Below are 13,286 nucleotides of genomic sequence, written 5' to 3'. Positions count from 1 at the left end.
GATCTGCGAATACTGCATCGGGGCCACCACCGCTGCTTCCCCCAGGGTATAGGCGCTGACCGTCAGCAGTGTCGCGCAGAACCCGAAGAGCGCAACCACCGCAATCGCGGCAAGGGTGCTGCCGTCCATCGGGACATAGACCAGCGGCAGGGCAAGCCCCATCAGGGCAAAGGTGGTCAGCATCGGATAGATCATCAAAACCACCCGCCGTTCCTGCGCGCTGATCTTGCGCAGCACCACCGATTGAAAGGCCGCGCAAAACGCAGCAAACAGGGCAGCGCCATGGCCCAAAGTCAGATCCGTCGTGCCCGGGCGCAACACCACCATGACCCCGGCAAACCCCAGCAGCACCGCCGCAAGTCTGGGCAAACCGACTTGTTCGCCGAGGATCGGAATGGAGAGCAGCGTAATCACCAGCGGTGTGGCAAACAGCAGCGCATAAGCCTGTGCAAGCGGCAGAACCGAGAATGCATAAAACGCGCTGGCCGGGATGACGGCCATAGCAAGGGACCGGGCTGCCATCCACCAGGGATGCACCGGTCTGAGATGGCCGGGCGTTGCATCCTTGATGAGCATCAACATCAGCATCGGCAAGGACAGCAGGCTGCTGAAGAACACCAACTGGATCGAGGACACGCTTTCGCCGAGGATTTTCACCACCACGTCATGGGTGGAAAAGATGGCATAGGCCAACAGGGCCAAACATGCGGCTTTTATGTTCATGGTGATCCGTCCTGGCAGGCATCGGGGCTTGGGCTAATCATACGCCGCGCGTTTGGATTGGCCTAGCCGTCGCAGTATTGTCGCAAGCTATAGACCGCGCAGCGGTCCCTTGCCAGCGCGGCCTTCGGTCAGGAGCGTGAATGAGGGTGTCGCAATCAAAAAAGGTCGGCCAATTTGGCCGACCCTGGTGGTTTTTCATGCGGTTGCAGGTGATCGCGAGATCAGAGCGATGCATTGAGCGCGGTGATCACCGCGTCGCCCATTTCCGATGTGCTGATTGGCGACACACCATCCTCGCCCAGAAGATCTGCGGTGCGATGGCCTTCTGCCAGGACGCGCTCTACTGCGGCTTCCAGGCGATCCGCTTCTGCGCCTTGATCAAAGCTGTAGCGCAGCGCCATCGCAAAGCTGAGAATGCAGGCGATCGGGTTGGCTTTGCCCTGACCTGCGATATCGGGTGCCGAACCATGTACGGGCTCATACAGGGCTTTGGGGCGGCCGTTTGCCATCGGTGCGCCAAGCGACGCAGACGGCAACATGCCCAGCGAGCCTGTGAGCATTGCCGCACAGTCGGAGAGGATATCACCAAACAGGTTGTCGGTCAGAATGACGTCGAACTGCTTTGGCGCGCGCACCAGCTGCATGGCACCATTGTCGGCATACATGTGCGACAGCTCGACCTCTGGGTAATCTGCTGCAACCTGGTTGACGACCTCGCGCCACAGGATCCCAGATTCCATGACGTTGGCTTTTTCCATGGAGCAGAGTTTCTTGTTGCGCCGCATCGCCAGTTCGAAGGCCGAGCGGGCTGCCCGTTCGATTTCGCTTTCTGTGTAGCGCTGGGTGTTGATGCCGACGCGTTCGTTGTTTTCTTCAAAGATGCCCCGTGGCTCACCAAAATAGACACCCGAAGTCAGCTCGCGGACGATCATGATGTCGAGGCCGGCAACGATGTCTTTTTTCAGCGAGGAGAAATCCGCAAGCGCGTCAAAACACTGGGCTGGGCGCAGGTTGGAGAAGAGATCCATCTGTTTGCGCAGGCGCAGCAGTCCGCGTTCTGGTTTGACCGAGAAATCTAGGTCGTCGTACTTCGGCCCACCAACCGCGCCCAGCAGCACGGCATCCACGGCTTCGGCCTTGTCCATCGTCTCGTCAGCCAGCGGGGTGCCATGGACGTCATAGGCGGCACCGCCGACCAGATCTTCGCTGACATCAAAGGTCAGATCGCGCTTTTCACCGAACCAGTTGATGATTTTGCGGACCTCAGCCATGACCTCGGGGCCGATGCCGTCGCCGGGCAAAATCAGAATCGATGGGTTGGACATATGGATACTCCTTCAAAGCGTTGCTTTGGGGTACTCTGACATCAAACATTGGTCAATGAGGGCAGAGGGGATCAAAGGCCTGTAGTTTGGTTTTATGGCGTGCATTGGCGCCGTGGCGCCATCTTGTTGCGTTCCAGTCATTGATTGATTTGCAGATCCATCCAAACCAGCCCATGGCGGGTTGCTGCCCGGTCTGAATTTTGCAAATCCGAGTTTGGCAGGTCTGAGGACCACAACACGCCACTGTCTACAACGATGATATCACGCGACGGCAAGAGGTAGTCGACTCGCATGCGGCGGTTGTTGCCCCAGTCGACAGTTGTGCCATCGCCCCTGTCGTCAGCGGGCACCACATCCTGCAGCCGGGGATCCGCCAGCAGCCTTTGAATGGCCTCCCGTCGACCGCTGCCGCGTTGTGGATCAAGATTGGCGCCACCGGCGATGACCCAGGGCGCAGAGGGCGCAGGTGGGAGTTCGCCATCCAACAGAACCTGCCAGAATCGGATCTCATCTGCGTTGCGCAGCCCATTGCGGTCTTCATCGCCATCAAACAGCGGTGTGGTCGCATGAAAGGCCATCAGCGACAGCGTGACATCAGGCGACAGGGTGAGCGGGACGACCCAATGCCCCGTGGTGGACAGCCTTTGTATGGCTTGCGCGTCAACGCTTGGAAAAGGTCGCTCATCTGCCTGGCGCGGCATTCGCGCACCCGGCAGCTCACGCCACAGCAGATCTGAGACGTTTCGCACGGTGCGGTCGTCAATGGCAAAGCGTGACAGCACAGCCATCCCGCCCTGTCCGGTGAAGCGGCCATAGCCCTGTGCATCACGTGCTTCGTGGCGTGTGCCATCACCATCCAGATCCTGGCCACTGGGCACACCGCGGTTGGGCATGGGCGCATAGATATGCGGGTAGGGGGCCACGTTTTGCGCCAATCGGTCACGAAAAGCTGTGATCGCGCGCCCCTCTAGATCCCAGTCAAAACCCAACAGCAGCAGGATATCTGCATCCGCCAGCGCCAGCACGCGCAGGATCTCCGCGATCTGTGGATCCTTGCCACGATTAATGTCGCGCAGCAGCAGGCCAGGACCCTTGCGGGAGAGTTCGGTGTTGAATGTTGCGATACGCAGGGTCAGCGACGAAGTCTGTGCCGCAGCGCTCAGGGCGAAAGAGCAGAAAAGAACAAAGGCGCAGAGCCGGATCATGCCGCCTGCAAGGTTTCAGCGCTGGCATACGCTGCCTTGCGCCGCTGGGCGATCAGGCTGCAAATCCGCAACATCGCAACGCCACGCATCACCATGGAGGCAGGCACAAAGGCCCAAAGGGCCAGCACCCACGCAAATGTCTGCGGAGAGCTGAGAAGATGCAGATCCAAGAAACCACTCATCAGTTTTGCTGCGGCGGGCAACGCAAAAGGCAACAGCACACCGGCAACGATATTGATCCGGGCATCCCGCTGCAGCCTGTCTAGCACATCTCCGCCGGTGGTGGGATCAAACAAGGGTAAATTGGTCCAGACGTTGAAGGGGCCGTGGGCCAACGGCCAGTTCTGCCAACGAATTGCGGCCATCACCGCCAATATCGCAAAGAGCGACAGCAAATAGGCCAGCGAAGCTCCCGCAACCAGACGCGCGCCGACCTCTGGATCAAAGTGTGGTGGCATCATCAGTGCCACCAGTTCAACAGGTGAAAACGCAAAATGCATGATGTCGCCAAGGCCAAGCGCCGCGATGGTGATCAAGGCTGTCAGCGTCGTTGGGTCCAATGGATGGCGCGCAAGCAGGCTCAGCAGCGCCACAATCGCAACCAGCGTCATAAACCGCAGCCGATTCAGTGGTGGCGCATCGCGAAATTCCATGAAGCTGGGGTAGCTGGAAAAATACTCCACGAAGGTCAGCGCTGCAGCAAGGATCGCGATCAGGGCAATGATCTCGGGGGAGCGGGTCGCCGAAAGCGGTAACAGCAACGATGGCAATGCAATCAGCAACGCCATTAGAATGCCCCGCGCGGCCGCGCCTGCGATACGTCCAAACACAACTCGATCCCTTCAAACCGGACGGGGTGGTACATTGCCGACCCACTTTTCCAACTTGTCGTCTCGCGGCCTCTCTTTGATGAGAAGTCTTCGCGAAACACTGCCTCATTTCCGCCTCATTTGTGCCCGCAAAGCGCAAATGGCTCAAGTTGTGAGCAGGAAGAATCCGGTCGGCAGATGCATCTGTGCCGCAGAGTGATGCGGTATTGCATCACTGCGATTGCAGCAAATAACGTAAAAACAGATACTTAGGGGGAGGGTCAAGCCGGATGGCAAAATCTGGCACTGCGCGCCAATCAGAATCGCCAGATTTTGGCGACGATCTGGAAACATGGCAAAGTTTGGGCAAAACAAAAGCCGTCCGAAAAGGCGGCTTTTGATCAATGTGCTATGTGCAGGCAATCAGACCCAGGGGCGTTGCTGTGCAGCGGCGGCTTCGAAGCTTTCAATCGAGGCCGATTTTTCCATGGTCAGGCTGATGTCATCCAATCCGTTCAGCAGGCAGTGCTTTTTGAACGGGTCCACGTCAAAGGCGATGACCTCACCGTCGGAGGTGGTGATTTCCTGCGCTTCCAGATCGACGGTCATGCGGGCGTTGGCGCCTTTTTCAGCATCCGCCATCAGCACATCGACCTGTTCCTGCGGCAGCACGATCGGCAGGATGCCGTTCTTGAAGCTGTTGTTGAAGAAGATGTCCGCAAACGAAGTCGACACGATGCATTTGATGCCAAAATCGGCAATCGCCCAGGGCGCGTGTTCCCGAGACGATCCGCAGCCGAAGTTATCGCCTGCAATCAAAATTTCTGCATCACGATACTGCGGCTTGTTCAGCACGAAATCTTCGATCTCGGTGCCGTCGCGGTTGAAACGCATTTCGTCGAACAGGTTTTTGCCGAACCCGGTGCGCTGAATGGATTTCAGAAACACCTTCGGAATGATCATATCCGTGTCGATGTTGACCAGCGGCATGGGGGCTGCAATGCCCTGAAGCTTAGTAAATTTTTCCATCTGCTGGCTCCTTAGTTCAGCTCGCGCACATCTGTCAGCTTGCCCGTCAGGGCAGCAGCGGCGGCCATAGCGGGGGAGACCAGATGGGTCCGGCCCTTGTAGCCTTGGCGACCTTCAAAGTTCCGGTTCGATGTTGCGGCGCAACGCTCGCCCTCGGACAGCTGGTCTGGGTTCATCGCCAGACACATCGAACAGCCCGCCAGGCGCCATTCGAACCCGGCGCTCTGGAAGATCTCTGCCAGGCCTTCTTCTTCGGCCTGAGCACGGACCAAGCCGGATCCCGGTACGATCATCGCGCGGATGCCGTCCTTGATCTTCTTGCCCTTCACCACATCGGCTACAGCGCGCATGTCTTCGATCCGGCCGTTGGTGCAGGAGCCGATGAACACGGTGTCGATTTCAATGTCCGTCAGTTTCTGACCGGGGGTCAGGCCCATATATTCCAGCGAGCGACGGGCCGCTTCGACCTTGCCGCCTTCGAAATCTTCGGGGGCTGGAACCACACCGGTGATCGGCAGCACATCCTCGGGCGAGGTGCCCCAGGTCACAACCGGCTCGATGTCTTCGCCGCGGATGGTGACGACCTTGTCGAAATGGGCGCCTTCATCGGTGTAGAGGGTCTTCCACCAATTCAGGGCAGCTTCCCACTGCGCGCCTTTGGGGGCGTGGGTGCGGCCGTTCACATAGGCAAAGGTTGTCTCATCCGGGGCCACCAGGCCCGCGCGGGCGCCGCCTTCGATGGCCATGTTGCAGACGGTCATGCGGCCTTCCATCGACATATCGCGGAACACTTCGCCGCAATATTCGATGACATAGCCGGTTCCGCCGCCGGTGCCGGTCTCGCCGATGATCGCCAGTGTCACATCCTTGGGGGTGACGCCTGGGCGCAGCTTGCCGGTCACTTCGACCTTCATGTTTTTGGATTTCTTCTGGATCAGCGTCTGGGTTGCCAGGACGTGCTCCACCTCAGAGGTGCCGATGCCGTGGGCCAGCGCGCCGAAGGCGCCGTGGGTTGCGGTGTGCGAGTCGCCACAGACCACGGTCATGCCGGGCAGGGTCCAGCCGTTTTCAGGGCCGACGATGTGCACGATCCCCTGGCGGATGTCGGACACGGGGTAGTAATGCACGCCGAATTCTTTGGCGTTCCGGTCGAGCGCTTCAACCTGAATGCGGCTCTCTTCGGTCATCGTTGCCGCATTGGCGCGATCCAATGTGGTCGGCACGTTGTGATCGGGGACAGCGATTGTTTTTTCCGGCGCATGCACTTTGCGGCCTGCCATGCGCAGCCCTTCAAAGGCCTGAGGGCTGGTGACCTCATGGACCAGATGGCGGTCGATATACAGCAGGCATGTGCCATCCTCGGCCTCATGCGCTACATGCGCGTCCCAGATTTTGTCATAAAGCGTTTTGGGGGACATCCGTCCTCTCCCGTAGTTTTTGGAATATAGCTGGCGATTGGCTGGTATGCGGCTTTATAGCCGCGCCAGCACGGAGCGTGCGGCACCAAAGAACCGCTCGCGCAGACGCGCGCGATCTTGCAGCTCGATGTGATGGGCCAAAACAAGGGTCATGCTGTCGAGATACATCTGCTGGCCGCTGCGATCAAGATTCGTTCTGTCAAAGCCTCAAGAACGGTGGATCAGCCGGTTGTGCTGCCTACGCCTTAAAATCGCCGCACAGAGGTGCCTTGATGCCATGATCAGTGTGATTGAAAATCCGCTGCAGCCTTGCTACATTTGGACAACCCCAGCGTCGGGGGTCGGTCGGCGCGTTTCAAGGAGGACAATGTCCTGTTACCCGAACCTCATGCGGCCAGTGATGCAGGCCGCGGTGTGGCTGTGATGGCCACCACTTCACAGCCGACCAGCGATGAACTGCTGGCACGTGTGCTCTCCTCGCTCAATGATGACAAGGCCGAAGACATCGTGCAGATCGATCTGCGCGGTAAGACTGCTATTGGCGATCACATGGTGATTGCCTCTGGTCGGTCAACGCGTCAGGTCGCGTCGATGTCGGAAAAACTGGCAGATCGTTTGAAGCAGGAGTTCGGTCTTCTGTGCAAAGTCGAAGGCAAGGATACCGGCGACTGGGTTCTGATTGATACAGGGGATGTGATCATCCATCTGTTCCGCCCAGAAGTGCGCGAATTCTACCAGCTGGAGAAGATGTGGGTGCCTGCTGCGGCGTCCACGGCCCCAACCGAAAGCTGATCGGTTCATTTGGTCCAAGGTGTCTGTGCTGCTGTTGAGGCGGCGCGCCCCGCGGAGTAGCGCGCTGTTCCGGTGAACGCCGACTTGCAGGCGCTCCCAAACGTGACCCAAAATAAACCGACAATGAAAGACCTCCATGCGACTGCATTTTTGTGTTGTTGGGCGCCTTCGGGCGGGCCCGGAAAAACAACTGATCGACGATTATCTGCAGCGCTTTGATCGCACGGGCCGTGCGCTTGGCCTCGGCCCGTGTAAGATCATTGAGGTGGAAGACAAGAAAAACGCGGGCATGGGCGCAGAAGCAGACCTTCTGCGGAAATCCATTTCCAAAGGTTCGGTCATTTGCATTCTGGATGAGCGGGGCAAACTGCTCTCGTCCCCTGATTTTTCCGACAAACTGGCCAACTGGCGCGATTCTGGTCGACAGGATGTGGCGTTTGTCATCGGCGGTGCGGACGGCATTGACCCGAGCCTGCGCGCCGAAGCGGATTTTGCCATATCTCTGGGCAAAATGGTCTGGCCCCACATGTTGGTGCGGGTGCTGCTGGCAGAACAGGTGTACCGTGCCGCAACGATATTGGCGGGCAGCCCATATCACCGGGTCTGAGCGGGGAATGAACCTGAGGCGTCGTTGCGTCTAGTAGACCAACGGCGCTGATCGCCGCGCGCGCAGTCGCGTGTTCAGCAACTCGTGGTGCAGTTCAGCTCCAGAACATAAACCTCTTCGGCCCAGCCATCGACATTGCACCGCGCTTGTATCTGCACCTGTTGCAGACCCGCGGGCACCACAACCCCAGCCAATGATCGGGTGAAGGGCTGTTCGTCAACATGCGGATGCGCCAGAACGCGCAGACCCAGCTGGTTGCCCTCTGCGTCCAACACGCGCCAGCCATCTGCGTAGTGATCCCAACCCGTGTCCGGGTGGCTGATCGTTACGCTGATCCGCCAACTGCCGCCAGTCTGTGTTGCGGTCGCCTCCAATATGCGCGGATCTTCTGCCCAGGCGGCAAGGGGCAGAAGGCAGGCATAGGCGATGGAAATAGCTTTCAACATGGCGTCACCCTAGCCCAGAATCACCATGGCGTCTTTGATCTGTCACAACTGGTGTGAGGTCGGCGAAAGCCCGCCATCGCTCCTTGCGGCAGCGCTATGGCGGGGCGGCTCCGGATTGGCGGGGAGCTTCTGAAGGATGCGGCGGGATTGGGATGCGAACTCACGGCGATATAGTACGGAAATGGTGATCAGCGTGGTAAGGATCCAGGCTTCTGGCCCGATCAGCCAGGCCGCAGTCGCCAGGGCAAAATAGGTCGATCGCATCGCCCTGTTGAAGCTGCGCGCAGCGGTGATCGACAGATCGGCAGCCTGCTGGGCCCGGTCGTAGACATGTGGCGCGTCATCCGAGTTCGGCACCGCAGCCATCAAAACAAAGCAATAGCCAAACAGCCGGTGCGCCCAGACGTATTTCAAAAACGCATTGCTGAGGAGGGAGAGCACGAAGATGATTTTGACATCCCAAACAAAAGCCGGCGCCATATCCAGGCTCAAATCTCGGGCGACCCCAACCAATTGGTCGGTGTTGCCAATCAGCGCAAGACCGCCGCCAATCGCGATCATCGAAGCCGAGGCAAAGAAGGCGGATCCATGCCGCAGGTTGCTGATCAACTGCGCATCAAAAATGCGCGGCTGCCTGGTTACCATCTGAACCATCCATTCCCGGCGGAATTGGGACATCAGTTCTGACACCGAGGGTTTGCCCGCGGGCGGGTTTTCGATGCGCCAGCCGATCCCCAGCCACCCAAGCAGCAGCAGGGCGCAGGCGGCAAAATCAAGCTGTGAAAACAGGGTCAGGCGGTCAATCAGTGTCATGTGGTCAACTTAGCGATCCAAGGAAGGACTTGCCAGATCGCAAAATTGGTAATATCTTTTGACCAAAGAGGAGAGCCCCGAGGAGATCCCCATGGAGATGCCATCCCCGAATCCTGCCGTGCTGGCGCGCAAGGCCCGCCTGGTCGAGCGCTTGTCGCAGGTGCTGCCAGCGGACGCCGTCATTTCTGACGAAGCTGAAACCCGTGCTTATGAATGCGATGCGCTGACGGCCTACAAGTGCCCTCCGCTCCTCGCGGTTTTGCCGCGCAGCACCGCCGAGGTGTCGGACATCTTGCGCATCTGCCACGAAGAGGGCGTGCCGGTCGTGCCGCGCGGGGCAGGGACGTCGCTGGCTGGTGGGGCGTTGCCAACGGCGGATTGTGTCATCCTTGGTGTGGCGCGGATGAATGATGTGTTGGAGACGGATTACGACAACCGGATCATTCGCGTTCAAACCGGCCGCACCAATCTCAGCGTGTCGGGCGCGGTGGAGGAAGAGGACTTTTTCTACGCCCCGGACCCGTCGTCGCAGCTGGCCTGCGCGATTGCCGGCAATATCGCAATGAACTCCGGCGGGGCGCATTGTTTGAAATATGGGGTGACAACCAACAACCTGCTCGGCGTCACCATGGTGATGATGGACGGATCCGTGGTTGAAATCGGCGGTGCGCATCTGGACGCTGGCGGGCTCGATCTGTTGGGCGTGATCTGCGGCAGCGAAGGCCAGTTGGGCGTCGTCACAGAGGCCACCCTACGCATTCTTCGCAAACCCGAAGGGGCCCGACCGGTGCTGATTGGCTATGACAGCAATGAAGTCGCAGGCGCCTGTGTCTCGGACATCATCAAAGCCGGTGTTCTGCCAGTTGCGATCGAATTCATGGACCGGCCCTGCATCGAAGCCTGCGAGGCTTTCGCCAAGGCCGGATATCCAATGTGCGAGGCGCTTCTGATTGTGGAAGTGGAGGGCAGCGAGGCCGAGATTGACCATCAATTGCGTCTGATCACGGATATCGCCCGCTCTCACAATCCAGTGGAATTGCGCGAAGCCACCGACAGCGATGAAGCTGCGCGGATCTGGCTGGGTCGCAAATCCGCGTTTGGCGCAATGGGGCAGATCAATGACTACATGTGCCTGGATGGGACAATCCCGGTCAGTTCGCTGCCGGATGTGTTGCGCCGTATCGGTGAAATGAGCGAGGAATTTGGTCTGGGCGTTGCTAATGTGTTTCACGCAGGCGACGGCAACATGCACCCCCTGATCCTGTTTGATGCCAATAAACCCGGCGACCTTGAACGCTGCGAAGCCTTTGGGGCTGAAATCCTGAAGCTTTGCGTCGAGGTCGGTGGCTGTCTGACCGGTGAACATGGGGTCGGCATCGAAAAACGCGACCTGATGCTGCATCAGTATGAGCCTGCAGACATTGAGGCGCAGCTGCGTGTCAAGGATGTTTTCGATCCCGGCTGGCTGTTGAACCCGGCAAAGGTGTTTCCTTTGTCCACCACCCAGAGCCGCCGTCAGCCCGAATTGGCCGCAGAATAGCATCCTGCGCAAAAAAAGCCCCAGATGGGCCTATTGCGGGGGCTTTGCCCCCACACCCCCAGAGTATTTTTGAAAAGGTGAAATCATGACACCTCAATCCGAGGCCGAGCTGGCGGAAATGATCGCCGAGGCCAAAGGCCCTTTGTCGGTGACAGGCGGTGGCACCCGCGCGATTGCAGGTGGTGCTGTGCCGCTCAGCATTGCCGGTTTGAGCGGCGTCTCCCTATATGAGCCGGGCGCTTTGACGCTGGTTGTGAAAGCTGGAACGCCTTTGTCGCAGATCACCAGTCTCCTGGATGCAGAGAACCAGCGGCTTGCCTTTGAGCCGATGGACCACCGTGGTCTACTGGGCACAGACGGCGACGCGACCATCGGCGGTGTGTTTGCTGCCAATATCTCCGGTCCGCGGCGGATCCAATGCGGGGCGGCGCGTGATTTTCTTTTGGGTGTGCGATTTGTGGACGGTCGCGGGCAGCGGCTCAGCAATGGCGGGCGGGTGATGAAAAACGTGACCGGCTATGACCTGGTGAAGCTGATGTGCGGCGCCCATGGCACGCTTGGGGTTTTAAGCGAGGTCTCGCTGAAGGTGCTGCCCAAAGCCGAGGCCGTCGCAACCGTTACGGTCGAGATCGCCGAGGTCACCAAAGCTGTCGCGGCCATGTCAAAAGCGCTGGGCTCACCCTATGATGTGACTGGCGCGGCCTATGATCCGGAGCGCGGCACGGTTCACATCCGGGTTGAGGGGTTTGAAGCATCTGTTGCCTATCGTGCAGGGGCGCTGTGTCAGGATCTGGCGTCCTTTGGCGCGGCAGAGGTCTCGGGCGAGGACGCAGCTCTATTGTGGCAACGGATCCGCGATGTGGCAGCGTTTCACGACCGGCCGGGGGATGTGTGGCGGATTTCGGTTAAACCAACCGATGCTGTGCATTTGGCCTCTAAACTGGATGCGAGTGCGTTGCAGTTTGATTGGGGTGGTGGGTTGATTTGGGCCCTGATGCCACCCGGTCAGGACCTGCGCGCGCAGATGACAGTGCCGGGTCACGCGACACTGGTTCGGGCGGATGCCGCAACCCGGGCGCGGATCGTGCGTTTCCAGCCAGAACCAGCACCCTTGGCAGCTGTGTCTGCTGGGCTTCGCGCGCAGTTTGATCCACGCGGTATCCTTAATCCTGGGTTGATGGGGTAGGACAGATGCAGACAACATTCACCGAAACCCAACTGCGCGATCCTGGCACCAAACGGGCCAATGAAATCCTGCGAACCTGCGTGCATTGCGGGTTTTGTACGGCCACCTGTCCGACCTATCAGGTTCTGGGCGACGAGCTCGACAGCCCGCGAGGGCGCATCTACCTGATCAAGGATATGCTCGAAAACGAGCGCAAGCCGGACGCCAAGACCGTTAAACATGTGGATCGCTGCCTGTCCTGTCTGGCCTGCATGTCCACCTGTCCGTCGGGGGTGCATTACATGCATCTGGTCGATCACGCACGCGCCTACATCGAAAAACACTACGACCGCCCCTGGAGCGACCGCGCCCTGCGCTGGCTGTTGGCGCGCATCCTGCCGTATCCCGGACGGTTCCGCCTGGCCTTGATCGGTGCGAAACTGGCGCGACCATTCCGCGCGCTAATGCCTGATGCCCGGTTGCGGGCGATGTTGGACATGGCGCCAAAGCATATTCCACCTGTCAGCCGGAACGATGATCCGCAGAGCTTTCTGCCAAAGGGCGGGCGCAAGAAACGCGTCGCGTTGATGACAGGCTGTGCCCAAAAGGCACTGAACACGGATATCAATGATGCCACCATCCGCTTGTTGACCCGGTTAGGCTGCGAAGTTGTGGTTGCCAAAGGGGCAGGGTGTTGCGGTGCGCTGACCCATCACATGGGGCGCGAGAGTGAGAGCCATGCAACCGCGGCCCGCAACATTGAGGCCTGGACGGCAGAGATGGAAGCTGACGGCCTGGATGCCATTGTCATCAACACCTCAGGCTGCGGCACAACGGTCAAAGACTATGGCCATATGTTTCGCAATGATCCGCTGGCTGAGGCTGCGGAGCGGGTGTCGGCGATCACCATGGACATATCCGAGTTGCTGATGACGCTGGATTTGCCCGAAGGTGCGGATAAAGAACTGACCGTGGCCTATCACGCAGCCTGTTCATTGCAGCATGGTCAGCAGATCAAGACCCACCCTAAGACGCTGTTGAAGCGCGCGGGTTTCAAGATTGTCGAACCCGCAGATCCGCATTTGTGCTGCGGATCCGCCGGGACCTACAATCTGATGCAGCCGGAGATTTCAGCAGAGCTGAAAGCGCGCAAAGTTAAAACTCTGGAGGCGCGGAACCCGGATCTGATCGCTGCTGGCAACATTGGTTGCATGATGCAGATCGGCTCTGCGACGGGGTTGCCGATTGTGCACACGGTTGAGCTGCTGGACTGGGCCACGGGTGGACCAAAACCACGCGCGATGGAGGCTGGCAGCATCGTGTCCCGCGCCGGAGAGGTGCCAATCCTGCGCTGAGCACTCTGCCGCAGACCGCCATCGCCCTGAGCTATTTTGGCCATCAATGCCGATGGGAC

The 13,286-nt window shown here is 59.2% G+C and carries 14 protein-coding genes; 5 read left to right on the top strand and 9 right to left on the bottom strand.

Annotated features, from left to right (window positions below; translation table 11 throughout):
• The 7 genes from Q0C28_RS08125 to Q0C28_RS08095 all read right to left on the bottom strand — a co-directional run.
• On the bottom strand, positions 1 to 723 hold a 723-nt coding region (locus Q0C28_RS08125; RefSeq protein ID WP_293574654.1), incomplete at its 3' end, for an EamA family transporter.
• 221 nt (positions 724 to 944) lie between these two features.
• Entirely contained in the window at positions 945 to 2,048 is a 1,104-nt protein-coding gene (gene leuB / locus Q0C28_RS08120) for a 3-isopropylmalate dehydrogenase (protein WP_293574653.1), read from the bottom strand.
• A 137-nt stretch (positions 2,049 to 2,185) separates the two neighbouring features.
• Positions 2,186 to 3,253 carry an endonuclease/exonuclease/phosphatase family protein gene (locus Q0C28_RS08115; protein WP_293574652.1) on the bottom strand — a complete coding sequence of 356 codons (1,068 nt, stop codon included), beginning with the start codon at positions 3,251 to 3,253 and terminating at the stop codon, positions 2,186 to 2,188.
• Entirely contained in the window at positions 3,250 to 4,083 is an 834-nt protein-coding gene (locus tag Q0C28_RS08110; RefSeq protein WP_293574651.1) for a hypothetical protein, read from the bottom strand. The genes Q0C28_RS08115 and Q0C28_RS08110 overlap by 4 nt, the downstream gene beginning before the upstream one ends.
• 402 nt (positions 4,084 to 4,485) lie before the next feature.
• Complete coding sequence (gene leuD, locus Q0C28_RS08105) at positions 4,486 to 5,091, bottom strand: 3-isopropylmalate dehydratase small subunit (RefSeq protein ID WP_293574650.1); 606 nt, start codon at positions 5,089 to 5,091, stop codon at positions 4,486 to 4,488.
• Between the two features lie 11 nt (positions 5,092 to 5,102).
• Complete coding sequence (gene leuC / locus Q0C28_RS08100; protein WP_293574649.1) at positions 5,103 to 6,509, bottom strand: 3-isopropylmalate dehydratase large subunit; 1,407 nt, start codon at positions 6,507 to 6,509, stop codon at positions 5,103 to 5,105.
• A 54-nt stretch (positions 6,510 to 6,563) separates the two neighbouring features.
• Complete coding sequence (locus Q0C28_RS08095; protein WP_293574648.1) at positions 6,564 to 6,677, bottom strand: isopropylmalate isomerase; 114 nt, start codon at positions 6,675 to 6,677, stop codon at positions 6,564 to 6,566.
• A 255-nt stretch (positions 6,678 to 6,932) separates the two neighbouring features.
• On the opposite strand from Q0C28_RS08095, the gene rsfS reads away from it, so the two are divergent.
• Both rsfS and rlmH read left to right on the top strand, forming a co-directional pair.
• A complete protein-coding gene (gene rsfS / locus Q0C28_RS08090) occupies positions 6,933 to 7,301 on the top strand; it encodes a ribosome silencing factor (protein WP_293574646.1) in 369 nt (122 codons plus the stop codon).
• Between the two features lie 136 nt (positions 7,302 to 7,437).
• Entirely contained in the window at positions 7,438 to 7,908 is a 471-nt protein-coding gene (gene rlmH, locus Q0C28_RS08085) for a 23S rRNA (pseudouridine(1915)-N(3))-methyltransferase RlmH (protein ID WP_293574645.1), read from the top strand.
• Positions 7,909 to 7,982: 74 nt separating this feature from the next.
• On the opposite strand, the gene Q0C28_RS08080 is transcribed toward rlmH, so the two are convergent.
• Together Q0C28_RS08080 and Q0C28_RS08075 are read right to left on the bottom strand one after the other, a co-directional pair.
• Positions 7,983 to 8,354, bottom strand: a complete 372-nt coding sequence (locus tag Q0C28_RS08080) for a hypothetical protein (RefSeq protein WP_293574644.1) — start codon at positions 8,352 to 8,354, stop codon at positions 7,983 to 7,985.
• A 42-nt stretch (positions 8,355 to 8,396) separates the two neighbouring features.
• Positions 8,397 to 9,167: a DUF599 domain-containing protein gene (locus tag Q0C28_RS08075; RefSeq protein ID WP_293574642.1), complete on the bottom strand. Its 771-nt coding sequence runs from the start codon at positions 9,165 to 9,167 to the stop codon at positions 8,397 to 8,399.
• Positions 9,168 to 9,258: 91 nt separating this feature from the next.
• Here Q0C28_RS08075 and Q0C28_RS08070 point away from each other — a divergent pair, with 91 nt between their 5' ends.
• The 3 genes from Q0C28_RS08070 to glcF all read left to right on the top strand — a co-directional run bounded on the left by Q0C28_RS08070 (position 9,259) and on the right by glcF (position 13,227).
• On the top strand, positions 9,259 to 10,707 hold the full coding sequence (locus Q0C28_RS08070; protein WP_293574640.1) for an FAD-linked oxidase C-terminal domain-containing protein: 1,449 nt from the start codon (positions 9,259 to 9,261) through the stop codon (positions 10,705 to 10,707).
• An 85-nt stretch (positions 10,708 to 10,792) separates the two neighbouring features.
• On the top strand, positions 10,793 to 11,893 hold the full coding sequence (locus Q0C28_RS08065; protein WP_293574639.1) for an FAD-binding protein: 1,101 nt from the start codon (positions 10,793 to 10,795) through the stop codon (positions 11,891 to 11,893).
• 5 nt (positions 11,894 to 11,898) lie between these two features.
• Positions 11,899 to 13,227: a glycolate oxidase subunit GlcF gene (gene glcF, locus Q0C28_RS08060; RefSeq protein WP_293574637.1), complete on the top strand. Its 1,329-nt coding sequence runs from the start codon at positions 11,899 to 11,901 to the stop codon at positions 13,225 to 13,227.
• The last annotated feature ends 59 nt before the right edge of the window (positions 13,228 to 13,286 follow it).

This window comes from Phaeobacter sp. (genome assembly GCF_022825805.1).
In the GTDB taxonomy this organism is placed as follows: Bacteria; Pseudomonadota; Alphaproteobacteria; order Rhodobacterales; family Rhodobacteraceae; genus Phaeobacter.
This window is presented reverse-complemented; position numbering and strand designations above follow the sequence as displayed.